This is a genomic window from Evansella sp. AB-rgal1, from assembly GCF_041820985.1.
In the GTDB taxonomy this organism is placed as follows: domain Bacteria; phylum Bacillota; class Bacilli; order Bacillales; family Salisediminibacteriaceae; genus Evansella.
The window spans coordinates 1-25963 of the sequence record NZ_JBGUAU010000037.1 but is presented as its reverse complement, the minus strand read 5'-3'; the positions used below and the strand labels follow the sequence as shown (position 1 = coordinate 25963).

Below are 25963 nucleotides of genomic sequence, written 5' to 3'. Positions count from 1 at the left end.
AAGTTTGGAGGGGGTAAGATGAATATCAAGCATTTATTAGGAGTTCACCATGTATCTGCAATAACGGCGAATGCTAAAGAAAATTATCAGTTTTATACAACAATTTTAGGAATGAGACTTGTTAAAAAGACAGTGAACCAAGACGAAACTTCCATGTACCATCTGTTTTATGCAGATGAAAGAGGAAATCCGGGAACAGACCTTACTTTTTTTGAGATAAAAAATGCTGGCAGAACTTATAAAGGTACAAATAGTATTTCCGCTACTTCCTTGAGAGTATCACATGATGAATCACTCCAATATTGGAAGAAAAGATTTGAAAAGTATGAAGTAAATCATGAGGAAATCCGTAATGTTGGTAATCGTGCCACACTAGCATTTCAAGATTTCGAAGGGCAAAGGCTTATCTTAGTATCAGATGAGAATAACAGAGGAGTAATGGGTGGTAGACCTTGGGAAAAGAGTACAGTTCCTGTTAAATATGGAATCACTGGATTAGGACCAATCTATCTGACTGTATCAAAGTTAGAACATACAGAAAAAGTGTTGATTAGTTTATTAGGTTTTCGACGAAAGGAAGGTTATATCACAAGGATAGACGATTTGGAACGCGATGTTTATGTATTTGAAACTGGGGAAGGTGGTACTGGTGCAGAAGTTCATGTGATTGTGCTTTCAGATCAGCCTAGGGAGAAACCAGGTAGAGGAAGTGTCCATCATGTAGCATTTCGTGTTGAAAACAAAGAAGAATTATTGAAATGGGTTGATCGATTAAATAACTTTAATATACAAAATTCAGGGTTTGTAGAACGTTTTTATTTTCGTTCTTTATACTTCAGAGATCGAAATGGCATATTATTTGAATTAGCAACAGATGGACCAGGCTTTGAATCAGATGAAGATTTTGATACATTAGGAGAGAAACTTGCGTTACCACCTTATCTTGAAAGCAAACGTGATGAAATTGAGGCGAAATTGCAACCTTTAATTACAAAAGAATAATGATAAATTTGGATGTGGCTTATTAATTTTAAGCACATCCATTTTTAAAAAGAAAGCATAACTTTTTTTGATTTAGAAAGTTGTTTAGCTTCAGGCACCATCTGATCCTCGTAAACTCGTTCGCAAAGGTGCGAAGAAGCTTATTCAAGCAAGTACTTGGCTCGTGTTAATTTACGTGCCCGATTAAAAGTAAAGAACACTTTTTATTGGGCAGAACATTTACTTTAACCGATAGGTGTCCGCCTTGCGCTTTTTCTTATTTTTAAGACACTTTACTTGCTAATTTTTCATGTTTTTCTTAACATGATAATTTAGTAACAAAATGGGGAAATTATGATGTGAGAAATTGCAAAGAAAAGAGAGGCTTTGTGAAATGACAAATGAAGTAGAACCTAGAACATCTATCGTAATATTTGGAGTAACAGGAGATCTAGCCAAACGAAAGCTTTTTCCTTCTATTTATAATTTATATAAGAAAGGAAATCTTTCGAAAGACTTTGCGGTAGTAGGAGTAGCAAGAAGAGACTGGTCTAATGAAGTATTAAGAGAAAATGTTTGCAAATCAATAAAAAATGAAATAGGTTGTGATGTAGATAGTTTAGATGAGTTCTGCAACCATTTTTATTATTTACCATTTGATGTCACTAGCAAGGATTCGTACACTGAATTAAAATCTCTGCTAACTGATTTAGATGGTACATTTAACATTCCAGGGAATCGAATCTTTTATATGGCGATGGCACCAGAGTTTTTCGGAACGATAGCACAAAACTTAAAATCAGAAGGTTTAACAGAAACAGATGGATGGAGTAGACTTGTTATTGAGAAACCATTTGGGCACGATCTTCCTTCTGCACAGAAATTAAATGAAGAGATACGAGAAGCTTTCTCAGAAGAACAAATTTATCGAATTGACCATTATCTAGGAAAAGAAATGGTTCAAAATATCGAAGTAATTCGCTTTGCCAATGCTATGTTTGAACCACTGTGGAACAACCGTTACATTTCAAACATTCAAATTACATCTAGTGAAACGTTAGGTGTAGAAGATCGTGGAGGGTATTATGAGACCTCAGGTGCGTTGAGAGATATGGTTCAAAACCATATTTTACAAATGGTATCTTTATTAGCTATGGATCCCCCAATTCGACTCAATACAGACGAAATTCGAAACGAGAAAATAAAAGTTCTTCGTTCTCTTAGATCCATTAAAGAAGAAAAGATGGGTTCATACTTCGTTCGAGGACAATATGGCAAAGGGGAAACAAATGGAGAGGAAGTTCCAGCATATAGAAGCGAAGGAAATGTAGATCCAAATTCGAATACAGAGACATTTGTTGCCGGGAAATTATTAATTGATAATCACCGTTGGGCGGGAGTTCCCTTTTATATTCGAACAGGGAAACGAATGAGTATGAAATCAACAAAGATTGTCGTTCAATTTAAAGACCTTCCAATGAATTTATATTATGACAAGAAGAAAACACTACATCCGAACTTATTAATTATTCATATACAACCACATGAAGGAATTTCCATTGTAATGAACGGGAAGAAATTTGGCCCTACAGGAGAAACCACACCAGTGAGACTAGATTATAGTAATACTGGTAGTGATGGCTACAATACACCTGAGGCATACGAAAGGTTGTTATATGATTGTATGATAGGGGATGCTACAAACTTTACTCATTGGGATGAAGTAGAATTATCCTGGGCTTTTATAGACTCTATTTCTAGCGCTTGGGAAAAGAATCAAGCGACATTTCCAAATTACGACTCAGGAACTATGGGTCCAAAAGATTCTGATGATTTATTAGAGAAAGACGGGCATCATTGGTGGCCGATTGAAAAAGAAGACTTACATTAAATTGAAAAGGGGAAAGGTATCTTGAGAATAATCGATATTACTACATCTATATATGAAGGAATGGCAGTTTATAAAAATAAGCCTGAGAAACAACCGAAAATTAATACAGTAACGAACGGACATGTAACGGAATCAAGATTGGATTTAGATGTTCACACAGGAACGCATATTGATTCCCCGCTACATATGATCAATGACGGAGAAACATTTGAGTCAATTGAGTTAGAAAAATTAGTTGGCACTTGCAAAGTGTTTGATTTAACGAATATAAAAGAAAAAATAACAGCTGATGATATAAGAAATAAAGATATTGTAGAAGGGGATTTCATTTTATTCAAAACACAAAATTCATTTGAAGAAGAATTTAATTTTGAATTCATCTATGTTGCGGAAGATGCAGCAAAGCTCTTAGCTGAAAAAAAGATTCGAGGGGTAGGGATTGATGCTCTAGGAGTGGAGCGAGCACAGCCTAATCACCCAACACATAAAGCATTGTTTCATAATAATGTTATTGTAATGGAAGGGCTCCGTTTAAAGGACGTGGAAGAAGGGGAGTATTTTATGGTTGCTGCTCCTTTAAAATTAGTAGGCACGGATGCATCTCCTGCTAGGGTACTATTAATAGAAGGAATGGTTCTGTAATAAGAAAGAAAGCGTAAGGAGACTGAAGCTAGACAACTTTCTAAGTACAAAAATTTTATACTTTCTTAAACTGAAAAAAAACCACAAGCTGTTATTTAACAACAGCTTGTGGCTTTTTTATTTATTCTTTCACCAATGGATAAACTCCATTTTTATCGTGTATTTCTTTCCCTGTAATAGGTGGGTTGAACACACATACCATTCTCATATCTGTTTTACCACGTAATAAGTGCTCATCATGCTCATCTAAAGCGTAGATGGAACCTGCTTTAATTTCATGCACTTTGTTATCTTTTAGCGTAACTACCTCACCTTCACCCTCGATACAATAAACTGCCTCTAAATGATTTTGATACCAAATATGCGTTTCTGTTCCTGCTTTAATGATTGTATCGTGAACAGAATAACCCATTCCATCCTTTGCTAATAGGAGACGACGACTAACCCAATTACCTCCATCGATTTCCTGATCTGTACCAATTATATCTTCTAGTTTGACTACTTTCATGTTGATTTCCTCCTAATATTAATTTGCAACTAATTCTTTTTTCTTTAATAAACTTTTAATACTATCTTCTATAATAGTAAACCCTTTTTCTAATCCTTGATCATCAATTGTTAGAGGAGGGAATAGTTTAAATACTTGATCATTTACTCCTGAAGTTTCCATTATTAAGCCTCGGTCGAAGGAAGCTTCTGCAATTTTTGAAGACAAACCATCAACATGGCATTCAATACCTTGCATAAAGCCACGTCCTCGAACTTCACCTTCTAGTTCTGGATATTTTGTCACTAAAGAATTTAAAAAATCAGTGATTTTTTCTGATTTCTCTTGAATACTCTTTTCAAATGAATCATTTTCCCAATACGTAAGAGATTCTGTTGCAGTAACAAATGCATGGTTGTTTCCTCGGAATGTTCCATTATGTTCACCAGGCCCCCAAATATCTAATTCAGGTTTAAACAACGTTAGTGCTAATGGCGAACCGTAACCACCGATTGATTTAGATAAACATACGATATCAGGAGTGATACCAGCAGGTTCAAAAGAGAAGAATGTTCCAGTACGACCAACACCTGCTTGAACATCATCAATAATTAATAATATATTATATTGTTTACAAATATCATCTAATCTCTTAATCCATTCGAATCTGGCAGCATTTATTCCACCTTCACCTTGGACTGTTTCGACAATAACAGCTGCTGGAGTGTCTACACCACTACCACTGTCTTCTAAGAAACGTTCGAAATACTCCAAAGTATCGAGATCTTCACTAAGATAATTATCAAACGGCATTGTTACTGTATTGTTTAAGGGAATCCCTGCCCCTTTACGTTTAGAAGAATTTCCGGTAACAGATAGAGAACCGATTGTCATGCCGTGAAATCCATTTGTAAAACTAACAATATCTGTTCTACCTGTAACTTTTCTTGCTAATTTTAGTGCACTTTCAACTGTATTTGTTCCAGTTGGTCCAGGGAACATTATTTTATAATCTAAGTTACGTGGTTTTAAGATGACCTCATTAAACTTATTTAGAAATTCTCTTTTGGCACTTGTAGCCATATCTAATGAATGTGTAATTCCATCACTCATAATATATTCAACTAATTTCTTCTTCATTTTTGGGTCGTTGTGTCCATAGTTAAGTGCTCCTGCACCTGCGAAGAAATCTATATATTCTCTTCCAGCTTCATCCCACATTTTATACCCTTGAGCTTTTGTGAAAACAGTTGGGAAGCTTCTTACATAACTACGTACTTGGGATTCTATTTCTTTAAATATACTTAGGTCATTTTTCATCATATTTTTTATAATACCTCCGTTTTTGTTTTAAAACACATTATCAATTGGACTGCTTAGAAAAAGGTCCAACTCGATATGTTAGCTCTGCTTCATGTCCGTTTCCAGGAAAGAAATCAGCTGGAAAGCATTCATCCACAATACATTCTGTAGAATGATCGCGGGCTAAGCGTTGAAATAGTGACTGAGAAGCAATGTTTGTTGGCGTTACTGTAGCCTCTACGAAACGAATATTTTTTCTTTCGTTTCTAGAAAGTAGTTCATTTAACATTCTCGAGGCAATTCCTTTGCCTCGCTGGGAGGAATGAACTCCAACTTGCCATATAAATAATACATCTTGTTTTTCTGGTAAAATAAAGGCGGTAATAAAACCAACTAGATGATCATTTTCTTTTGCAACAATACATGTGTCTGAAAAATATTCGGACATCATTATATATTTGTATGGAGAATTTAAATCGAGTGTTGATTCTTTTACTAACTCCCACATGGAAGAACCATCTTTTGCTGTTGGTTTACTGAACGAAACTTTGTCAATTACTAATTGTGATTTATTACTCATTTAGGATTTTCCACCTCGTTGTAGAGAATTTTTATAAGAAATAGAAAACCGCCTCCTTGAAGTTTAGTAAATAATTTAACATTAACACTATTAATCGTATTGATTTCTGTAAATATAATCAAATCGGTTTAATTATGATTATTTGCTCTAAAGTGGGATAAGGTATCCCTCAAGTAAGTGAGAGGGGGGAATCTTTTTTATTCCTTCCGAATTGTAGCATTTACAAGCTATTTGATAAATTTCGACAATATCATTTACATTTTTTTGAAATATATTTATGTTTTTTTGTGAAAGGATTATAATTTAATTAAAATGCCAAAGTAGGGTATGTACAAATGTATTTTGTATGAGGACAAAAAAGGGTGAGCTTGTATCTAAAATACAAAACTCACCCTTCCATTTATTTTTTCAGCCATTCTGTGTGGAAGCTTCCTTCTTTATCAATCCTTTGGTATGTGTGGGCACCAAAATAATCTCGTTGCGCTTGTAGAAGGTTTGCAGGAAGTACTTCTGAACGATAACTATCAAAGTAAGATAATGCAGAAGACAGAGCTGGAACAGGTACCCCGCTTTGAACTGCGATACTTATAACATCTCGTAATGCTTGTTGATACTCGTCGGTAATATTCTTAAAGTATGGATCTAGTAAAAGGTTTGCCAAATCTGGATTATTATCATATGCATCCATAATGTTTTGAAGAAATGCAGCACGGATAATACATCCTCCTCTAAATATTTTAGCAATATTACCATATTGCAAATCCCAATCATACTCGTCTGATGCCGCTTTTAGTTGTGCGAACCCTTGAGCATAGGAGCAAATTTTACTTAAATACAATGCTTTACGAATTGCTTCTATGATCGTTTCTTTATTTTCAATTGAAGGTACTTGTTTAGGACCAGTTAATTGTTTACTAGCTAAAACACGTTCTTCTTTCATTGCAGATAAAAATCTGGAGAAAACTGATTCCGTAATTAATGGAAGAGGCACACCTAAATCTAGGGCGCTTTTACTTGTCCATTTGCCAGTTCCTTTTTGGCCAGCAGTATCAAGAATCATATCCACTAATGGTTTTCCAGTTTCTTCATCAAATTTTGTGAAAATATCAGCAGTTATTTCAATTAAATAACTGTTTAGTTCTCCATCGTTCCACTGAGAAAAAATAGTATGTAACTCATTTGTGTCTAACTTTAAAATATTTTTCATTAAAAAGTAAGCTTCACATATTAATTGCATATCTCCGTATTCAATGCCGTTGTGCACCATTTTCACATAGTGACCTGCTCCATTTGGACCAATATAGGTGCAACACGGCTCACCATTTACTTTAGCAGAAATATCTTTCAGCATAGGCTCAACTAAATCATACGCTTCTTTTTGCCCGCCAGGCATAATAGACGGACCTTTTAATGCTCCTTCTTCACCACCTGAAACACCAGTACCAATAAAGTGAATTCCTTTTTCTGCTAGTTTTGTATTGCGACGAATCGTATCAACATATAACGTATTACCACCGTCAATAAGAATATCTTGTTTCGATAAGAATGGTAATAAAGAATCAATTGCTTTATCTGTTATATTTCCAGCTTGTACCATTAAAACGATTTTTCTAGGAGTTTCTAGTGAATGAACAAATTCTTCTATACTATAGGTTCCTAATAAGTTTTTTCCTTTATTATCTTGTACTATTTCATCAATTTTTTCTTTTGAGATATCATGGATAGCAACTCTATAACCTTTACTTTCAAAGTTTAGCGCTAAACTTTTTCCCATGACACCTACTCCAAGTACCCCAATTTGTTGTCTAGACATGATTCGTACATCCTTCCTTACACAATATATTATAAAAGATTATTTTAGCATTATTTTAGAAATATAAGAAATACTTAGGCTTATTTTTTGTTTATGAGCAATTAATTATGCTAGTACTTTTTCATTTCTATCCCCACAGCATTTCTAATAAAGTGTATATATCCCTCAAAATGAATTAATTAAGCTTATTATTCTCATACTAAAATAGAAAGAGAATGAGGGAGAGGTTTATATTGACAAAAGTACGCTTAGGATACGTAGCAATGAGTATGGAGCTTAAAAACAGTTCTCCTTCTCAAACAATGACATACACACAATTTCAAACCATTCCTAATAGAGAAGCGGCAATTAGAAAATTAGAGAGAATTGCTTTATCGAATTTAGAAAACTGTTTCCGATTATTGAAACATAATCTAGCTCACGATATACGCTTTTTTCGTCTAAGCTCAAAGTTAATTCCACTAGCAACTCATGATGACTTATCTGACTGGAATTATATAAAGCCGCTATTATCAATATTAAATGAAATCGGTACATTTATAATAGAAAAAAAGATGAGAATAGACTTTCACCCGGATCACTATGTATTACTCAATTCGCCTAAATCTGACATATTGAAGAATTCATTACAGACGCTTCAATACCATGCTGATATTTTAAAGAGTCTACATATTGATTTGCAACATCGGTGTGTTTTACATGTTGGAGGAAGCTATAAAAACAAGGAGTCTGCATTAGATCGTTTTATAAGAAATTGGGGACATATAGAAGAAGATATTCGGAAAATGATTATGTTAGAAAATGATGATAAATCATTTCACTTACAAGATACATTATATTTATGTGAAAAATTAGCTATCCCATTTGTATTTGATTATCATCATCATTTAGCAAACAATGAAAATGAAGACTGGGAGAAGGAATGGGAGAGAGTGGTAAACACATGGTCTCATTCCCCTTTACCTGTTAAGATGCATATTTCTAGTCCGAAAAGTGAAAAACAATTCAGGCACCATTCAGACTATATTGATATAGACATGTTAATGAAATTCTTAAATACGATTGTTGGTAGTGTAGATACAATTGACTGTATGATTGAAGCAAAACAAAAAGATCATGCACTTTTTCGGTTAATGGAACAATTAGAAGAAAGATCCGAAGTTGAAATTATAGATGGTGCTAGCTTTCATATAAAGTAAAAAAACTCGACCAATCGGCCGAGTTTTTTTATTTTGAAAATACATGGTTCCCAATAGTAATTGTGTGTTGACGAGTTGCATTCCAATGAATTGTTGCTATAGCTGGATTATAGAAAAATAATGATCCGCTTCCTTGTCCTCGAAATGCAATTGCTTCATTAACAGCTCTAACAGCAGAGGCAGTTGCTGGCTGGTTGATGGAACCAGTTCTTACTGGTGTAAATTGACCTGATTCATAAATAACACCGTGAACCGAATTTGGAAATTTATTGCTATCAACTCGATTTAAGACTACTGTAGCTACGGCAACTTGACCTGCATAAGGTTCCCCTTTCGCTTCTGCAGTGACTAATTGTGCAAGAAGACGTTTCTCGTAGGCTGTTAATGCACTTGGTATTGTTAAACGCTCACCAACAAAAATAGTATTACCTGATCTATTGTTTAGACTCTTAATCTCGTTTACAGATACACCATATTGATTAGCTAAAATCCACAAAGATTCCCCGCTTTTTACAGTGTGCGTAGTGGAAGCTTCAATATCTGTACTCCCTATAAAAAATAATGAAGCTGCTAATGTTAAACTAGCAATAATTTTTCGCAAAATATAACCTCCTAGATTTATCTAGTTGTAGTAAGCTGCTCGATTACTAGACTAACAGGTATAAAGTGATAGTTCATTAGGAGATAAGTGGAAGATTATCCAATTTGATCGGTGTGTCACAAAAATGTCACATTAATAACCAATTATTATGACCTGGTCATGACAGATGTCACTTTTACAGAAAATAAACAACTGATACGATTAACAAAGAACAATGAAAGTTTTCTACTGACATTATTTAAAGAGGGTGAGTTAATGAATTTTCCAGAATTAAAGATTGCACATATGACTCCGAAATTTCCAATTATCCAAGGGGGAATGGGTGTTGGAATATCATTAAGTGGGTTAGCATCAGCAGTTGCAAATGCAGGGGGAATAGGGATAATATCGGGCACTGGAATTTCTGTTGAAGAGATGAGAAAACATGTCCGTAAAGCAAGAGATTTAACAAAAGGGAAAGGCTATATTGGTGTGAATGTCTTATTTGCAATGACTAATTTTGCAGATATGATGAAAGCTGCTATGGAAGAAAAAGTTGACTTTATTATATCGGGTGCAGGAATTTCAAGAGATATGTATTCCTGGGGGAAGGAATTTGGAATTCCTGTAATTTCTATTGTATCTTCTGCAAAATTAGCAAAAATGTCGCAAAGATTAGGTGCTGCAGCAGTTGTTGTTGAAGGGTATGAGGCTGGTGGTCACTTAGGTACAGACCGTCCTTTATTTGATATATTGCCAGAGGTAGTTGAGGTAGTAGATATTCCTGTGATTGCTGCAGGGGGTATTATTAATGGAAATGATATAAGAAAAGCGTTAGAAATGGGAGCAGCAGGTGTACAAATGGGATCTAGATTTGTTGCAAGTGAGGAGTGTGACGCACCTCAATCTTTCAAAGAAAAGTACTTACAAGCTAAAGAAGGAGATACAACACTTATTAAGTCTGTAGTTGGTTTAGAGGGAAGAGCTATTAAAAATAAGTTTACAGAGAAAATAAGTGATGATAAAAAAGTGAAAATTGATAAATGTTATTCTTGTTTAAAGAAATGTTCACATCGATTTTGTATCTATGATTCTCTTTTAACTTCGAAAGATGGAGATGCAGAAGAGGGTCTAGTGTTTAGTGGATCAAGAGTTCATGAGATAAATGATATATTACCAGTAAAGACAATTATTGATAATATTATGTCCGAATTATCCTTAAAGGAATGTAAATAACGACTTAGGAAACCATAATATTTAGAAATTTCTTAATATTATTAGGCTTATTTGTATCATTTTACCAAAAAGTATGTTATAGTTAAATGGCTCATTGTTGTTCGCTGTATACGTGAAAGAAGAAATTAGTAATAAGATAGTTTCGTCTGGAGTGCATATAAAGAGCAATATTAGTAATCTATAAAGTGGAAATGGTCCACACAGGAGGAAATTAAGTTATGGTACAAGGTACAGTAAAATGGTTTAACGCAGAAAAAGGTTTTGGATTTATTGAAGTTGAAGGTCAAGATGATGTATTTGTTCACTTCTCTGCTATTCAAGGTGAAGGATTCAAATCATTAGAAGAAGGTCAAACAGTTAACTTCGAAATCGAGCAAGGTCAACGTGGACCTCAAGCTGCAAACGTTCAAAAATAATTTTTATCATAAAAAAAGGTTCCTTTATAGGAATCTTTTTTATTTATACTTTAAGCAGAATGTTTAACTTCGCAAAAGAATGAAACTACAAGAATTTCAAAGGCTTTTACTATAAGTTTTGCGAAAGCAAAGTTTTTCTAATTCTGCTATTTTATACTTGCTTTCATATTAAAAGTTTGTTAATTTTAAAAAAATTCCTGTGTTCTGAGAAGTGTAGAATAATTCTCTTAGATTTTCTATGGATAGCATTGTAGGTAATGTTACTTGTTTGAAAATCCTGAGTAAAGGGAACTTATAAAATTAAACTTATTTGGTATTTAAGGATGGTTTTTGTGTTAAAAATTGTTTCAATTATAGGTGTCATAATTATGTTTGCATTTATTTATTTTAGTAATACAACATCTTCTAACTACGACCCAATAACAACTTGGGTTCCACATGAGACACCAGAAGATGCGGGGTGGTCATCGGAAAAACTGCAGGATGCATGGGAATACTATAATTCAATAAATTCTACTGCAGCTATGGCTATTAAAGATGGGAAAGTACTCTTTGCTTGGGGAGACATTAGTGCTAATACAAATGGTCATTCCATTCGAAAAAGCTTTCTCAGTGCATTATACGGTATTTATGAAGATACAGGAGAGATTGATTTACAAAGTAGTCTCCATGAACTAAATATCGATGATCAGCGTTCGTTGAGTGATGCAGAAAAAGCTGCTACAATACATGATTTGTTAATCTCTAGCTCTGGTGTGTATCATACTGCTGGTCAGGAAACTTTATCAATGAGAAGGAAAAGACCTTTTAGAGAGAGTAACGAACCAGGTAGTTATTTTTATTATAACAATTGGGATTTTAATGCTCTCGGAACTATTTTAAACGAACAAACAAATTCAGATTTATTTGTTGAGTTCAAAGAAAAAATTGCAGATCCGATAGGAATGGAAGACTTTTCATTAGAAAATACTGAATATCGTAGAGAGTTAGGTAGGTCCATTCATCCATCTTATTTGTTTCGTATTTCTGCGAGAGACATGGCAAGATTTGGTCAGTTGTATCTACAAAATGGCATGTGGGGTGACGAGCAAATTATCCCAAAGGATTGGGTAAAACAAAGTACACAAGCGTATGCTCACGTACCTTATAATGATGTATTTGATTATGGATTTATGTGGTGGGTAGCAACGTCTGGCCCATTTCAAGATTTAGGAATGTATTCAGCAGTTGGTAGATATGGTCAATCCATTGATATTATCCCTGAATTAAATTTAGTTTTTGTTCATCGAGTTGATTCAAATAGACGGACGTTTCAATTTATACCACGAAGTGTAAGTCAACCAGATCGTTTGCGACTATTACAATTAGTGATTGATGCAAAGATGGCTCCTGAGGTAAATCCGAGAAACTTATAAATTAGATACGAAAAAGGGCGGTCTTTAAAGGTGTATTACACCTTAAGACCGCCCTTTTAGCATGACTTGCTATGAGGCACTATCTTTATGTCGATGTAACATATCGTTTTTGTGGCACTCGTTCGTGTGACTCTTGATTTGATGGGTTTGATTGTATACCAACACCAATTTTCCCAACAATATATTTTCCATATTGCCATTTTAAACAATAGTTTACTGTTACAATGGAGAGATAAATACTAACACCGAATAGGATGAAAATATAGGCAATGCCTATATTTATTGGATATACCTGATATAAGAAATCTAATACAGAAATATAGAAGTAATGAAGCAAGTATATGCCAAATGAATACTTACTTATATATATGAGAAAAGGCGGTATTTTTTTTATTTGTGAACCAATATAAAACAAGAAAAAACATATGGCAGTTGTATGAAGTAACATGTCAATTCTTTTTGAGCTGTGTACAATTAATAAGTCTGTATGATAAAGAAGAAGTAAACTAATACTTGTGAAAATAGGAGCTACAAGTACTGTTTTATTATACTTCTTTAATAGTGATATAAAAGATTGATAGTGATGTCCACAATAAAAACCGAGAGTAAAGTAAAAAAGCCAACCTAGAAATGGAACCCAGTAAAATCGATCCCATACATACGTAGCATGAGAAAATCCTAATGGTGTTGTAAAATTAAAAATTACTAAATACCCAAACGTGATCATGAAAGAGATAGGTAGAACTATTTTAGGACTCCATTTTTTTAAATGTTTATGAAACAATAAATGTAACAAATAAAATTGAAAGATAATTAAAATAAAATATCCATGATAATCACCAATTATGATATTAAGAAAAAGTTTTAAAGACCAACTATCTAACGCTGTCATATATGGGATAGAATAAAATAGTGCCATGAACAAAAAAGGTAAATACAAAAACGCAAATCGCTTTCGCATAAATTTATCAGGTAGTTTTTTTTCTTTATAAGAGTACGCGATTAAAAATTCTGATATAAAGATAAATAATGGAGTGCCAAAGTAAAGTAGGATGTTAATGGAATCAAATACGAAATATAAAGGTTCTCCGCTAAATACTGTTGGCATAGAGGTTAAGCCGATAGCGATGGCGTGAACTGCTACCACACACAGGCAAGCGATACTCCTTAAAACAAATATTTCATTTATCATAGGTTTCATCGTTATTCCCACCTATTTTTTTATTTGGTTATGTTAAAGGACAATGTTGATTTATCTCTAATGTTGATTTTTACGGAATAGGAAGAGTCTCCTAGGTGATAAGCGGATTACGAGAGACCCCACAGGGGCGGAGCCTGGATGGGGTAATGAGGCAGTTGCCCACAGGCCGAATTGGGAGGAGGGTGCGGGTCGCGCCTAAAGGAAGCGATCAACCAAGAGTAAAAATCAACATTAACTTTTAAACAGAGCCTTTTATTTAAACATAAAAATTCTTCGGTTTACTATTTGTAAGTACCATTGTAAAAAAAACTTGTGAGGAAACTATAAGTAATTTATTAAAAAACTGTTAAAACAAATTAAAAGGATGTCTCAAAAGTTAAATATAAACCTTTTGAGACATCCTTTTTAAGTTATGAATCATTATGATTCTAAGTATTTTCAATTACTTTTTCTTTGTTCATAAAGCGGGAATTTCATAGTAAACGCTGTACCTTTCCCTAGTTCACTTTTTGCACTAATCATTCCGTTGTGTAAAATAACTAATTCTTTGACAATCGCTAATCCTAGTCCAGTTCCTCGTCTTCCTCTATTATTACGCCCCCGGTCAACTTTGAAAAATCTTTCCCAAATTCGTTCTAAGTCGTGAGAGGGTATCCCAATACCAGTATCCTTTATGGTAACTATTAAGTGAGATGAATCAACCTCAATTTCTCCTGTAATTGAACCATTTGATGTAAATTTATTAGCATTATGAATGAGATTTGTAAAAATTTGTTCTAATCGAACGGAGTCAGCAATTAACTGTGGTACATTGTCGGGTATAAGAAGTTGAATATTATTTTCTTTCTCTTGAATAGCTTGTTCTAGATGGAGGAAAACCTTTTTTAGTACATCATCCACTTTAACATAATATAAATCTAATGAAACTTCTCTGCTTTCTAATTTAATTAAATCCATTAAATCATCCACTAAATGATTTAAATGTTCAGATTCTTGGTACATAATGGTGTAATACTTTTGTTGCGATTCCTTATCTTTTACTAGGCCATCTTGTAAAGCTTCTAAGTATCCTTTCATCGCGGTTAGTGGTGTACGAAGTTCATGAGAAATGTTTGCGATAAAATCATTTCTTCGTTCTTCTAGAAGGTCACGTTCTTCTTCTATTTTATGAAATTTTTCAGCCATCCGATTAAAGGAATATAACAATGCTGAAATTTCATCTGGTACGGAATCATGGTATTCTACTCGTTTCTTGTAATTACCTAAGGCAATTTCATTTGCTGCTTCCTCGACTTTTTTTAATGGTTTGGATATAGACCAAGATAAATAGGAGACGAGAACACTAACGATAACTAAACCGCTTATAATAGCCCACTGGATAATTTCTCGTATATTTCGTACGGTAGTATTTATACCAGAAATGGGAGAATGAAGAATAATCCCTCCATATATTTCTTCAGAAGTTCCCCATGGAACAACGACAGAGAGCATAGGCCGATCTTCTTCTTCTATATTCATTACTTGAAAACGATTTTTACCAGCTAAAATATCTTCGATAAGTGCATCATCCATTATTTCCCCCATGAATAATTCTTGCATAGATGAGGTAGCGACAATTTGTCCGTTTCGATCAATTATCCAAATTGTAGAGCCTAGAAACTGTCCTAATTGCTCAATAGTTTGTTTTATGTCATCTGTAACAACATTACTATGATGAATGATCGCATTGATACTAGTTGCTTGCTGGAGCATATCCTGCCTTTTCTGGTCTGTTATATAATCACTTGTAGATATTGAAGTAACGATACCAATTAAACCAAAACCCAAAATAAATATAAATAAATAGCTAATTAACAATCTGCGAAATAAACTTTGATTTAGCCACTTCATCTTTGTGTATCATCACTCCTCTTCTTTCGGTTGAAACTGGTAGCCTACTCCCCATACAGTTTGAATACAATGGATTTCGTGTTGAGCAAATTCGTCACGAATTCGCTTAACATGTACATCGACCGTTCTCATTTCACCCGCATAATCGAAGCCCCAAACATGTTCTAATAATTGTTCTCTAGTAAGCACAACATTTGGATGTCTAACTAAGTATAGTAGTAAGTCAAATTCTTTAGGACGGAAAAACAATTTTTTATTATTAACTAACACTTCACGTTGATTTACAGAGATGCTAAAACGTTGAAAGTTATATTTCTCACCATCGTCACTACTTGTTTTTTCTAAAGCAGGTAAACGCCTAAAGATTGCTTTAATCCTTGCGATTACCTCCCTAGGACTAAACGGCTTTGTTACATAATCGTCTGCACCGATTTCTAGACCGAGAACTCGATCAAATTCTTCGTCCTTTGCAGTTAACATTATTATAGGAACGGTAGAATTCTTTCGTATTTCCTTACAGACTTCTAAACCATCCATCTCAGGCATCATAATATCTAGTAGGATAATATCTGGTTTTTCCGATTGAAATACTGACATTGCTTTTGTACCATTATTCGCTTCAATGACTGTAAAATGATTTTCTCGTAAGTATAGACCTAAAATTTCACAGACATTTTGGTCATCATCTGCTATTAAAACTTTCAGTGGCTTCAAGTCATTGCCCCCTTTTTTGTACGTACTTACATTTTAACGCAAGCCTATGTTAATGACCACGGTTGATTTGTTCCTGCACCCTACAAATGGTCATGAGTGGTAGAAGGGACCTTTAATAGTGGGAGGTGGCTCGGCAGCTCCCCACAGGAAAGGAGTGGACAGAAGCGAATGGAATACAAACAACAAAGTTAGTATTCCATATTAGACTTATACACGTATTTTCAGGGTAGACTTCCATGAATGTGAAAATTTTCACCATGGGGAATGAAAATACGATAGTTGAAGTTATTAGTACAATAAACTAATGATGGAATGAGCGTAAGCCCACGAACTCCAGTGGGAAGTAGAGTAGAGGCGAGACACCGGAGCGATGTAGTCGTGGAGGAGGCTCGGCAACTCCCCACTGGAAAGGAGTGGACAGAAGCGAATGGAATACAACCAACAAAGTTAGTATTCCATATTAGTCTGATACGCGTATTTTCAGGGTAACCTAATAAAAGATAATAGGTGTCCAAAACAATTTGTTTTGGACACCTATACAAATATTATTTTGTTTGCCCATTTCCTAAGATTAAATACTTAATTGATGTTAATGCTTCTAATCCCATTGGTCCACGAGCATGAAGCTTTTGTGTACTAATCCCTATTTCTGCCCCGAAACCAAATTCGAATCCGTCTGTAAATCGTGTAGAAGCATTGTGATATAAAGCGGCAGCATCAACAAATGTAAAAAACGTATTCACATTATTTGTATCTTCTGTAATAATAGCCTCTGAATGTTTTGTACCATGCTTTCTAATGTGTTCTATTGCATCTTTAATGGATGGCACTATTTTAATAGCTAAGGTTAAATCTAAAAACTCTGTGTCCCAATCTTCTGTAGAAGCAGGTTCAATTCTATTGTCGAGTTGTATGGACATTTCATCTCCTTTTAATAAAACATGTTTATCTAACAATTTATTAACGAGAGAGGAGAGGTGATTCTTTGCCCACTCTTCATGGATAATAACTGTTTCTGCTGCGTTACAAACAGAAGGGCGTTGTGTTTTTGCATTTACCGTTACATCCATTGCCATTGTTTCATTTGCTGTTTTATCAATAAAAACATGACAATTGCCAACTCCTGTTTCTAAAACAGGAACTGAAGCCTTTTGTACTACCGATTGGATGAGGGATGCCCCACCCCGTGGAATAAGTACATCTAAATAATCGTTAAGGGTAAACATTTTTTCAGCGGTTTCTCTGCTAGTATCTTCTAAGAGCTGTATAGCTTCTTTTGGAATATTACTTTTTTCAAGAGCCGTATGAATTACTTCAACGAGTGCTTTATTCGAATTTGAAGCAGATGAACTACCTCTTAACAAAACAGCATTACCAGTTTTTAAGCATAAGCTCGCGGCATCTACCGTTACATTCGGTCTTGCTTCATATATCATACCAATAACACCTAGTGGTACACGTATTTTTTTAATTAATAGATTATTAGGACGTTTATCCTCTGATAGAACCTCTCGAATAGGATCTTTTAAATGAACCAATTGCTTCAAAGCGTTGCTCATATCCTCAATTCTAGATGGAGTTAAAGCTAATCGATCTAAGAGTGCATCAGTGAAGCCTTTTTCTTTTCCAGATCGCAAATCTTCCTCATTAGCCAATACAATTTTTTCTGTATTTGCAACTAGTTCATCAGCTATGAGTAATAGTGCTTCGTTTTTACTTTCCGTAGTAGCAGCTCCCAATTCTCCCGTTATACTCTTTAGGAGGGAAGCCTTCATAATTAATTCTTCCATCTATATCATCTCCTTATTAAAATGTAATCCATTGATTCCGATGTATTGCTTCAGCTATTTTACAGTTTGTTTCCTTTTCAACCACTAGACTGTCTTTCCCTTTGATTTTTTGTAATTGTTCGGAGGAAAAGTTAACTTGACCTTTTCCAATAATATTTCCTTTTGTATTAATAACCTCAACGACATCACCCGCATTAAAAACACCGTATACATCTTTTATCCCTACAGGTAATAAGCTTTTTCCTTTTTCTAATATGGCTTCGGTTGCGCCATTATCAATTATTATTTTTCCTTTTGGGGATGAATGAAAAGCAATCCATTGTTTTTTACTAGTAATAATTTTATTATTTGTTCTACCAATATATGTTCCATCTCCCTTACCATTCAGTATATCAACGAGCTTTTGTTCTCCTTTTCCACTGCCGATAAATATCGATGGTACTCCTAGTGAATTTGCTGTTTTGGCTGCTTCAATTTTAGATCGCATTCCACCAGTTCCTAATTTTGAAGTTGTGGATTTAATTTTTACTAACAATTCATCCGTAATAGTAGGTAAATACGCGTATTTCTTTGCATTTGGATTTTTTCGTGGATCTGAATCATACAACCCGTTGATATCCGTTAAAATAATCAAATGACTAGCATGGACTAAGCCACTAACTAGGGCTGAAAGCATGTCATTATCTCCAAATGTTAACTCTTCTATAGACGTAGAATCATTTTCATTAATTATTGGTACAATATTTCGCTTAAGCAACTCTGATAACGTAGCATGAGCATTTCGATACTGCTCCTCATTCCCGAAGTCATTTCTAGTAAGAAGTAACTGTGCAACGTTGATTTGGTGTCGAGCAAATTCCTCACCATACCCTTGCATAAGTAACCCTTGCCCAACGGCTGCTGCAGCTTGTTTTCCAGCAATTTTTACTGGCCTAGAAGGATAACCGAGTATTGAAAACCCAGCAGCAACTGCCCCGGATGAAATAAGAATTACATCGTGACCTAAATGTTTCAATTCGGCAATAGCATTTGAATGTTCATATAATTTCTCTCTACATAATCCACCGTGTGCATTTGTTAAAGAACTACTTCCAATTTTCACGATAATACGATGCTTCATCATGTTATATCCCTCATTTATCTCAGGTTAAATAATAACTTTTAAGATAGGTTCCTTTGATTAATTATAAATAACAATATACATAAAAATAAAAAAACTCCGTCCTTCTTAAAAAGGACGGAGCTAATTGTCCGCGGTACCACCTTTGTTGGTAATTACTTACCCACTTTGATTCCATTAACGCAGGAATTACGGTTAGTTTATCCTAACAGCTCATGGGTAGGTTCAATAGTTTTATATATGGAATTTTCCAGCCAGTGAATTCCATTCTCTGTTTATATAAATGACCTATTTACTAGTCCCTCTCATTGCTTTTACAATAATTTTTTATTATTATCTGATAAATAGATAAAGAAAGTCAATAATTTTTCAGAAAAAATTAAAGAAATTTCAGAATTACCTTGTAATTTGTAGTGGTTATTCATTAAAATAGTCGAAACAGCAATTTTTACTGCGTTAATTTGGAAAAGTATAGATGAGGAGAGATACAATGAGTACTGAAATAACAGTCGTAAAAGCAACAGAGAAAAAAACGAAGCCAGACGAAAATACATTAGGATTTGGAAAGTTTTTTACAGATCATATGTTTGTAATGGATTATGAAAAAGGGAAAGGGTGGCATAGCCCACGTGTTATTCCTTATGAACCAATCTCGTTAGATCCAGCAACAATGGTATTTCATTATGGCCAAACTGTGTTTGAGGGGTTAAAAGCCTATTCTACAACAGATGGGAAAACGTTATTATTTAGACCTGAAAAGAACTTTGAGCGGTTGAATCGTTCATGTGATCGATTGAGTATTCCTAACATAGACCAAGAGGTTGTTCTAGGGGGACTAAAAGAATTAGTACGAGTGGATCGTGAGTGGATTCCTAAAGCAGAAGGAACATCATTATACATAAGACCATTTATCTTACCTACAGAAACTAATTTACGTGTAGCTCCTGCAAGTTCTTATAAATTTGTTATCATTTTATCGCCAGTTGGTTCGTATTACCCTGAAGGAATTCATCCTGTAAGTATATCTGTCGAAAAGGAGTATACTCGTGCTGTCCTAGGAGGAACAGGTACTGCAAAAACAGCTGGGAATTATTGTGCAGGGTATATCGCTCAGGAAAAAGCGAGTCAACAAGGAGCTGCACAAGTATTATGGTTAGACGGTGTAGAAAAGAAGTATATTGAAGAAGTAGGAAGTATGAATGTCTTCTTTAAAATAAATGGGGAGGTTGTAACTCCTATTTTAAACGGAAGCATTCTAGAAGGTATTACGAGAATGTCTATTATTGAGTTATTAAAAGAATGGAATATACCTGTTGTGGAAAGAAAGTTATCACTCGATGAATTCATTGAGGCATATGAAAATGGACAAGTAGAAGAAGTGTTTGGAACAGGAACTGCTGCGGTCATTTCTCCCGTTGGTGAATTTCGTTTTAAAGATAATCAAATGATGATAAATAACAGAGAAACCGGTGAACTTTCTCGTAAGCTGTATGAGACAATAACTGGTATACAAACTGGAAGAATAGCAGATCCTTTTCAATGGACTGAAGAAGTGTAATAAAAAGAGGGTGCACGCAAAAATGGTGCACCCTTTCTAAAATTTATAAAACATTATGCACTAGCTTGGGCTTCTGAAGGTATTTTTGATTCTGTTTTAGAAACAGCAAATTTACCTTTCATTAAGCTAATAATGATAGAGATAAAGAAAATAGAAATAACAGAATAAAAACCTCTAACTATACCTACAGAGTATAAACCTATCAATATCACAAAGAAATCGAAAAGGAACATTGTTTTTCCAGGATTTATTTGGAGTTTCTTCTGTAAAACAAGTGCTAAGATGTTAGCTCCTCCTAAAGAAGCACCATTCATAAATAAAACCGTAACTCCTATTCCAATAACACTTCCGCCTAAAATAGCACCAAATAGAGGTGTGACTTCAAAATTAGGGATAAACTGTAGCAGTTCTGTCATTATTGATAATAAGGAAACTGCAAAGAAAGTGGAGAGTGTAAACTTCCAGCCCATCTTACGTACAGACAATATGTAAAACGGGATGTTTACTAAAAAAAACGCTATTGCAAACGATATATTAATAGAATAAGAAATACTCAAAGCCAAACCTGCAGTTCCCCCTGTAATGATTTCAGAGTTTTGTAATACTAAGACTCCGAAACTTACAATAAAGCAACCAATTACTATATTAATAAAACGTAACATAAATAACACTCCTAAATGAATTATCAAAAAATTTAATCAATTATTATATCAATAAATTTAAAAAACATCTGATAATCATTATAAGTTGAATGAAATAAATGCGCAATTACTTACATAACAGCGTTTTAACTGCATAAAGTCAATGCGTTAAACTAATAAAGTATAACTATTGTTATATAATTTAACATGAAGTGGAATGTAATTATCATTTGTCGTGATATTCCTTTTTCACATTCCTAGAAAAAGGAAGAGTTTACATAGCATTTAACGAAAAACCAATGCGTAGGATGTGTTAGATAATATACGTTTCATTAGCGGCTTACTTGTTAATCATAAAGAGTTGTGAAAGAATATTTCACATAGTCATTTTTTGTTTTTAAGGAATAAATTATAAAATAGGTAAAAAGTCATAGATGTTGATTAAAATAAAACATAAAAAATCCGAAGCGAAAGGAAGAACGGAAAGTGCAAACAAAACTCTTTTATGAGGATGCTTATAAAACTTCTTTTTTTTCTAAAGTATTGAAGCAGGATAAAGACCAAAAAGGTAATCATTTTATCGTTTTAGAAAAAACACTCTTTTACCCAACAGGTGGTGGACAACCTCATGATACAGGTACAATTGATGGAATAAATGTTTACGATGTACAGGAAGCAGAAGGAGAGGTTCGTCATTACATAGATCATCCACTTTCATCTATTCACAGCGAAGTGGAGGGGAAGATTGATTGGGAGAGAAGATTCGACCATATGCAGCAGCATGCTGGACAACATATTCTTACTGCAGCATTTGAAGAAATGTTTCAATATGAAACGGTAGCCTTCCATCTTGGAGAGGATAATGTAACGATTGATTTGAATATAGCAGACTTATCCGAAGAAGTAGCTTTAAAAGTAGAAAATTATGCAAATGAAATTATCCTTCGTAATATATCCATTCAAACGAAGTGGGTAACAGAGGAAGAAGCAGATAAGTTACCTCTGCGAAAAAAACTAGCTGCACATGAGAATGTCAGACTTGTAATTATACCTGATTTTGACTATAACGGTTGCGGAGGCACACATCCTAACAAAACCGGAGAAGTTCAAGCATTAAAAATACTTGGTTGGGAAAAGCAAAACAAGAAAATAAGAATCTCATTTTTATGTGGTAAAAGAATATTAAAGGAGCTTCAAAAGAAAGAAAGAATAATGAGAGAATTAACGGAGCTATTAAATTCACCAGAGGAAAAACTTCCTGACGCAGTAATTCAGCAAATGGAAATAGGAAAAGAAAATAAGAAGAAAATTTCTCATTTGGAAGAATCACTAGTAGCGTATGAAAAACAAAGTTTACTTCATGAAGCAGTAGAAATGAAGGATTATCTCTTTGTTTCAAATGTGTTCTCTAATAAAAAGATGCAGGAGCTCCAGAAGCTGGGGCGTGAACTTTGTATGGAGGCTCCTAATGGAATTGTCTTGTTAATAAATGTAGAGGACGATCAACTCCAGTTTATTTGTGGGAGGGGAAAATCAGTAACATGTAGCATGAAGTTGCTGGGAGAGGGAATTTTAGCTCTTATTAATGGAAAAGGTGGAGGAAATGATTCATTTGTACAAGGTGGTGGGGAAGCAACCGTTCCTGCTGATCAAGTGATACAACTCGTTTTGGACAAGATATAGTATCTAATCTTTTTCTTTCCATTCCCAATATTGCACTTTCGGGAGTCGATAGTATATCCAATAATCGTGGAGTAACGAAGAACCAACAAATAACAACATTTGCATGGGAAGAAATTTCATAAAATCAAGCCCCCTTTATTTATTCTTATTTTCTTACTAGGTTGTTTCAGTACAACATCCTAGAAATGGATCTTTGTATACTAAATATTATGTTAGTGAGGTATAACATGGAACAATTCTCCGAACAACTATATAAAAAACTAATGAAAGATTATGATTCCATTAATAGCCACTCTGGTATAAATGGAGAACGTTTAGCAAAACGCTTAGCAAGTATTGCTAATATCGGTCTAACATCTGAGCTTGGATCTCATCGAATTGGATTTTCTACGGAAGAAAAAGCGGCTAAATACTTAGTAAAAGAATGGATGGCGGAAGCTGGATTAACTATTTCAGAAGATGGTGCAGGAAATGTTTTCGGAAGAATGCAAGGGTCGGAACAGAATGCACCGGTTATCCTTTCTGGTTCTCATCTCGACAGTGTTCCAAATGGAGGTCATTTTGATGGACCGTTAGGAGTGTTAGCCGCATTAGAAGTGGTAGAAGCGTGGAATGAGACTGGATTTATACCGAGAAAATCATATGAAGTTGTTATTTTTACTGATGAAGAAGGTGCCCGATTCCATAGTGGTATGTTAGGGAGTTCTGCTATGATGAGAAAAAATCAAAGAGAAGAGTTACTAAATAGAAAAGATATTGATGGAATAGAGTTTGAAGAAGTGCTACATCAATACGGATTACGTATAGATAACTTTTTTGACACAAGACGTTCACTTAATGAAATCGAAGCATTTGTAGAAGTACATATTGAACAAGGAAAACGTTTGGAAAAGGAAGATGTATCAGTTGGTGTTGTCACTGGCATTGCAGGACCTTGCTGGCTTGAAATAACTTTTCAAGGAGAAGCGGGCCACGCAGGAAATACACCAATGAATGATCGAAAAGATGCATTAGTCGCTGCAAGTTTGTTTATTTCACAATTAGAAAGTCTACCAAAAGAAGTTAGCGATAGTTCAGTAGCGACAGTAGGGCGAATGCAAGTTCATCCAAATGGAGTAAATGTTATTCCTGGATCAGTTACTTTAACAGTAGATATTCGTGATATTCACCTACAAAGAAGAGATGATTTGGTGGATGAAATTATATCACTGGCAAAAAGAATCAGTGATAAACGTTCCATCGGAGTAACTTTTGAAGAAAAAGTACGAATTACACCAGTTCCAATAACAGAAGATATGCAAATCAAAGCAATTTCTGCAGTAGAATCGATAGGTGAAAGAGTTTACACACTTCCGAGCGGAGCAGGTCATGATGCAATGATAGTGGGAACATCTATTCCAGTAGCAATGTTATTCACTCGAAGTAAAGATGGGATTAGTCATAATCCAAAAGAGTGGTCCTCTCTCCATGATTGTGTTATCACTATACATGCATTAAAGGTTTTACTTGAAAGCTTAGTAAAATAATAATTGTGTCGTTTTCTGCGCTTTCCCAGGAAATTTCTTATCATGAATGTGAGGGTATTAAAATGATTAATTTATTAAAAGAGATTACTGCACTTCATGGTCCATGTGGCTATGAACAACCTGTATCTAAATGGATCAAAGAATCAATTGGAAATTTAGTAGACGATATTCATGTTGATGCTTTTGGAAATGTTATTGCTAGAAAAAAAGGCAAACAACCAGGTCCAAGGGTTATTGTTACTGCTCATATGGATGAAATTGGGTTTATTGTGAAAAAAATTGAAAATAATGGACTACTTCGATTTGAAAAACTCGGCGGGCATGATGATCGTATTCTGTTAGCACAAAAAGTTCAAGTTCGTACGAAATATCAACTTCTTACAGGAGTTATTGGAACAATGTCAGCACATTATGTGAAATTTGATGATCCAAATAAAGTCCGAAACCATCGACAGTTGTATATAGATATTGGAACAAGTACAAAGGAAGAAGCAGAAAATATGGGTGTAGAAGTAGGAAATCCCATTACGTGGTTACCATCCTTTGATTTTCTAGGAAATGAGCAAACAGGTAGAATAATTGGGAAAGGGTTTGATGATCGGGTAGGTTGTGCAATTATGATAGAGTTATTAAAGGATTTAAAAAATGAGAATTTTTGTGGAGAGTTAGTTACAATGTTTACTGTTCAAGAGGAAGTAGGGTTACGGGGGGCGAAAGTAGCAGCCTATGGTGTGGATGCTGATGTTGCAATTGCCTTAGATACTACGGCCGTGAGTGATACACCAGAAGAAACAATGGATAATACGCTAATGCTTGGTGCAGGTACTGGTGTAAAAATATTGGACATGAGCTTAATTTCACACCCTACCGTAAAGGAGAAATTAGTTAGTGTAGCGAGAAAACACAATATCACTCATCAACTAGAGATTTTCCCTGGGATAGGTACAGATGGCGGAGCGGTTAGCTTAGCAAATAAAGGTATTCCAACGGGAGTTCTGTCCATACCTTCTCGATATGCTCATTCTCCAGTAGAGGTAATTGACCTAAATGATGTGGAAGCTACGAAACAACTGTTGTTGAAATTCTTACAGCAATTGGATGAAGGGGCTCGTTTTGATTTTATATGATGTTTGTAATGGGGAGCGGATATATAAATCTCGCTCCTATTTTATTTATCTCTACCTACCTTGTAAGGGCTTACTCCAAAAACCTCGTTAGATAATCTTACAATTTTGTTGTTTCAGAATTGTTTGAAAGTATAATTGGTCTTAACAAAGGATGTAAAGTCCATTAACACA

At 34.6% G+C, this 25963-nt stretch carries 22 protein-coding genes and 1 other annotated feature; of the genes, 11 read left to right on the top strand and 11 right to left on the bottom strand.

Annotated features, from left to right (window positions below; genetic code table 11):
- Nucleotides 1–18 precede the first annotated feature (18 nt).
- The 3 genes from ACERII_RS22565 to ACERII_RS22555 all read left to right on the top strand — a co-directional run bounded on the left by ACERII_RS22565 (nucleotide 19) and on the right by ACERII_RS22555 (nucleotide 3514).
- The gene (locus ACERII_RS22565) at nucleotides 19–1002 is read left to right on the top strand and encodes a ring-cleaving dioxygenase (RefSeq protein WP_373645235.1); all 984 of its coding nucleotides are present in this window, start codon (nucleotides 19–21) and stop codon (nucleotides 1000–1002) included.
- A 373-nt stretch (nucleotides 1003–1375) separates the two neighbouring features.
- The gene (gene zwf, locus ACERII_RS22560; RefSeq protein WP_373645234.1) at nucleotides 1376–2872 is read left to right on the top strand and encodes a glucose-6-phosphate dehydrogenase; all 1497 of its coding nucleotides are present in this window, start codon (nucleotides 1376–1378) and stop codon (nucleotides 2870–2872) included.
- Between the two features lie 21 nt (nucleotides 2873–2893).
- Nucleotides 2894–3514: a cyclase family protein gene (locus ACERII_RS22555; RefSeq protein ID WP_373645233.1), complete on the top strand. Its 621-nt coding sequence runs from the start codon at nucleotides 2894–2896 to the stop codon at nucleotides 3512–3514.
- Between the two features lie 121 nt (nucleotides 3515–3635).
- Here the strand turns inward: ACERII_RS22555 and ACERII_RS22550 are convergent, their stop codons facing one another.
- The 4 genes from ACERII_RS22550 to gndA all read right to left on the bottom strand — a co-directional run bounded on the left by ACERII_RS22550 (nucleotide 3636) and on the right by gndA (nucleotide 7696).
- Nucleotides 3636–4022, bottom strand: coding sequence for an ectoine synthase (locus tag ACERII_RS22550; RefSeq protein WP_373645232.1), 387 nt, complete (start codon nucleotides 4020–4022; stop codon nucleotides 3636–3638).
- Nucleotides 4023–4040: 18 nt separating this feature from the next.
- Complete coding sequence (ectB, locus tag ACERII_RS22545; protein WP_373645231.1) at nucleotides 4041–5324, bottom strand: diaminobutyrate--2-oxoglutarate transaminase; 1284 nt, start codon at nucleotides 5322–5324, stop codon at nucleotides 4041–4043.
- Nucleotides 5325–5364: 40 nt separating this feature from the next.
- On the bottom strand, nucleotides 5365–5883 hold the full coding sequence (ectA, locus tag ACERII_RS22540; protein WP_373645230.1) for a diaminobutyrate acetyltransferase: 519 nt from the start codon (nucleotides 5881–5883) through the stop codon (nucleotides 5365–5367).
- A gap of 400 nt (nucleotides 5884–6283) precedes the next feature.
- The gene (gene gndA, locus ACERII_RS22535; protein WP_373645229.1) at nucleotides 6284–7696 is read right to left on the bottom strand and encodes an NADP-dependent phosphogluconate dehydrogenase; all 1413 of its coding nucleotides are present in this window, start codon (nucleotides 7694–7696) and stop codon (nucleotides 6284–6286) included.
- A gap of 233 nt (nucleotides 7697–7929) precedes the next feature.
- Between gndA and uvsE the strand changes: the two genes are divergently transcribed.
- The gene (gene uvsE / locus ACERII_RS22530) at nucleotides 7930–8895 is read left to right on the top strand and encodes a UV DNA damage repair endonuclease UvsE (RefSeq protein WP_373645228.1); all 966 of its coding nucleotides are present in this window, start codon (nucleotides 7930–7932) and stop codon (nucleotides 8893–8895) included.
- 28 nt (nucleotides 8896–8923) lie between these two features.
- Here the strand turns inward: uvsE and ACERII_RS22525 are convergent, their stop codons facing one another.
- Entirely contained in the window at nucleotides 8924–9499 is a 576-nt protein-coding gene (locus ACERII_RS22525) for a cell wall hydrolase (protein WP_373645255.1), read from the bottom strand.
- A 252-nt stretch (nucleotides 9500–9751) separates the two neighbouring features.
- Here ACERII_RS22525 and ACERII_RS22520 point away from each other — a divergent pair, with 252 nt between their 5' ends.
- The 3 genes from ACERII_RS22520 to ACERII_RS22510 all read left to right on the top strand — a co-directional run bounded on the left by ACERII_RS22520 (nucleotide 9752) and on the right by ACERII_RS22510 (nucleotide 12542).
- Complete coding sequence (locus ACERII_RS22520; RefSeq protein ID WP_373645227.1) at nucleotides 9752–10711, top strand: NAD(P)H-dependent flavin oxidoreductase; 960 nt, start codon at nucleotides 9752–9754, stop codon at nucleotides 10709–10711.
- A gap of 218 nt (nucleotides 10712–10929) precedes the next feature.
- On the top strand, nucleotides 10930–11127 hold the full coding sequence (locus ACERII_RS22515) for a cold-shock protein (RefSeq protein ID WP_373645226.1): 198 nt from the start codon (nucleotides 10930–10932) through the stop codon (nucleotides 11125–11127).
- 368 nt (nucleotides 11128–11495) lie between these two features.
- Complete coding sequence (locus ACERII_RS22510; RefSeq protein ID WP_373645225.1) at nucleotides 11496–12542, top strand: serine hydrolase domain-containing protein; 1047 nt, start codon at nucleotides 11496–11498, stop codon at nucleotides 12540–12542.
- A gap of 85 nt (nucleotides 12543–12627) precedes the next feature.
- On the opposite strand, the gene ACERII_RS22505 is transcribed toward ACERII_RS22510, so the two are convergent.
- The 5 genes from ACERII_RS22505 to proB all read right to left on the bottom strand — a co-directional run bounded on the left by ACERII_RS22505 (nucleotide 12628) and on the right by proB (nucleotide 19260).
- Complete coding sequence (locus ACERII_RS22505) at nucleotides 12628–13743, bottom strand: acyltransferase family protein (RefSeq protein WP_373645224.1); 1116 nt, start codon at nucleotides 13741–13743, stop codon at nucleotides 12628–12630.
- A 438-nt stretch (nucleotides 13744–14181) separates the two neighbouring features.
- A complete protein-coding gene (locus ACERII_RS22500) occupies nucleotides 14182–15633 on the bottom strand; it encodes a sensor histidine kinase (RefSeq protein WP_373645223.1) in 1452 nt (483 codons plus the stop codon).
- A gap of 12 nt (nucleotides 15634–15645) precedes the next feature.
- Nucleotides 15646–16347 carry a response regulator transcription factor gene (locus tag ACERII_RS22495; protein WP_373645222.1) on the bottom strand — a complete coding sequence of 234 codons (702 nt, stop codon included), beginning with the start codon at nucleotides 16345–16347 and terminating at the stop codon, nucleotides 15646–15648.
- A 545-nt stretch (nucleotides 16348–16892) separates the two neighbouring features.
- Complete coding sequence (locus ACERII_RS22490) at nucleotides 16893–18137, bottom strand: glutamate-5-semialdehyde dehydrogenase (protein ID WP_373645221.1); 1245 nt, start codon at nucleotides 18135–18137, stop codon at nucleotides 16893–16895.
- A 16-nt stretch (nucleotides 18138–18153) separates the two neighbouring features.
- Nucleotides 18154–19260 carry a glutamate 5-kinase gene (gene proB / locus ACERII_RS22485; RefSeq protein WP_373645220.1) on the bottom strand — a complete coding sequence of 369 codons (1107 nt, stop codon included), beginning with the start codon at nucleotides 19258–19260 and terminating at the stop codon, nucleotides 18154–18156.
- Between the two features lie 107 nt (nucleotides 19261–19367).
- Nucleotides 19368–19575 (bottom strand) — a binding site (T-box leader).
- Nucleotides 19576–19747: 172 nt separating this feature from the next.
- Between proB and ACERII_RS22480 the strand changes: the two genes are divergently transcribed.
- Nucleotides 19748–20815, top strand: coding sequence for a branched-chain amino acid aminotransferase (locus ACERII_RS22480; protein ID WP_373645219.1), 1068 nt, complete (start codon nucleotides 19748–19750; stop codon nucleotides 20813–20815).
- A 53-nt stretch (nucleotides 20816–20868) separates the two neighbouring features.
- On the opposite strand, the gene ACERII_RS22475 is transcribed toward ACERII_RS22480, so the two are convergent.
- A complete protein-coding gene (locus tag ACERII_RS22475) occupies nucleotides 20869–21477 on the bottom strand; it encodes a YitT family protein (protein ID WP_373645218.1) in 609 nt (202 codons plus the stop codon).
- 465 nt (nucleotides 21478–21942) lie between these two features.
- On the opposite strand from ACERII_RS22475, the gene ACERII_RS22470 reads away from it, so the two are divergent.
- From ACERII_RS22470 to ACERII_RS22460, 3 genes are all read left to right on the top strand, one after another.
- Nucleotides 21943–23139 (top strand): alanyl-tRNA editing protein, encoded by a 1197-nt coding sequence (locus ACERII_RS22470; protein ID WP_373645217.1) that lies wholly within the window; start codon nucleotides 21943–21945, stop codon nucleotides 23137–23139.
- 227 nt (nucleotides 23140–23366) lie between these two features.
- Nucleotides 23367–24665: a Zn-dependent hydrolase gene (locus tag ACERII_RS22465; RefSeq protein WP_373645216.1), complete on the top strand. Its 1299-nt coding sequence runs from the start codon at nucleotides 23367–23369 to the stop codon at nucleotides 24663–24665.
- Between the two features lie 62 nt (nucleotides 24666–24727).
- The gene (locus tag ACERII_RS22460) at nucleotides 24728–25792 is read left to right on the top strand and encodes a M42 family metallopeptidase (protein WP_373645215.1); all 1065 of its coding nucleotides are present in this window, start codon (nucleotides 24728–24730) and stop codon (nucleotides 25790–25792) included.
- The last annotated feature ends 171 nt before the right edge of the window (nucleotides 25793–25963 follow it).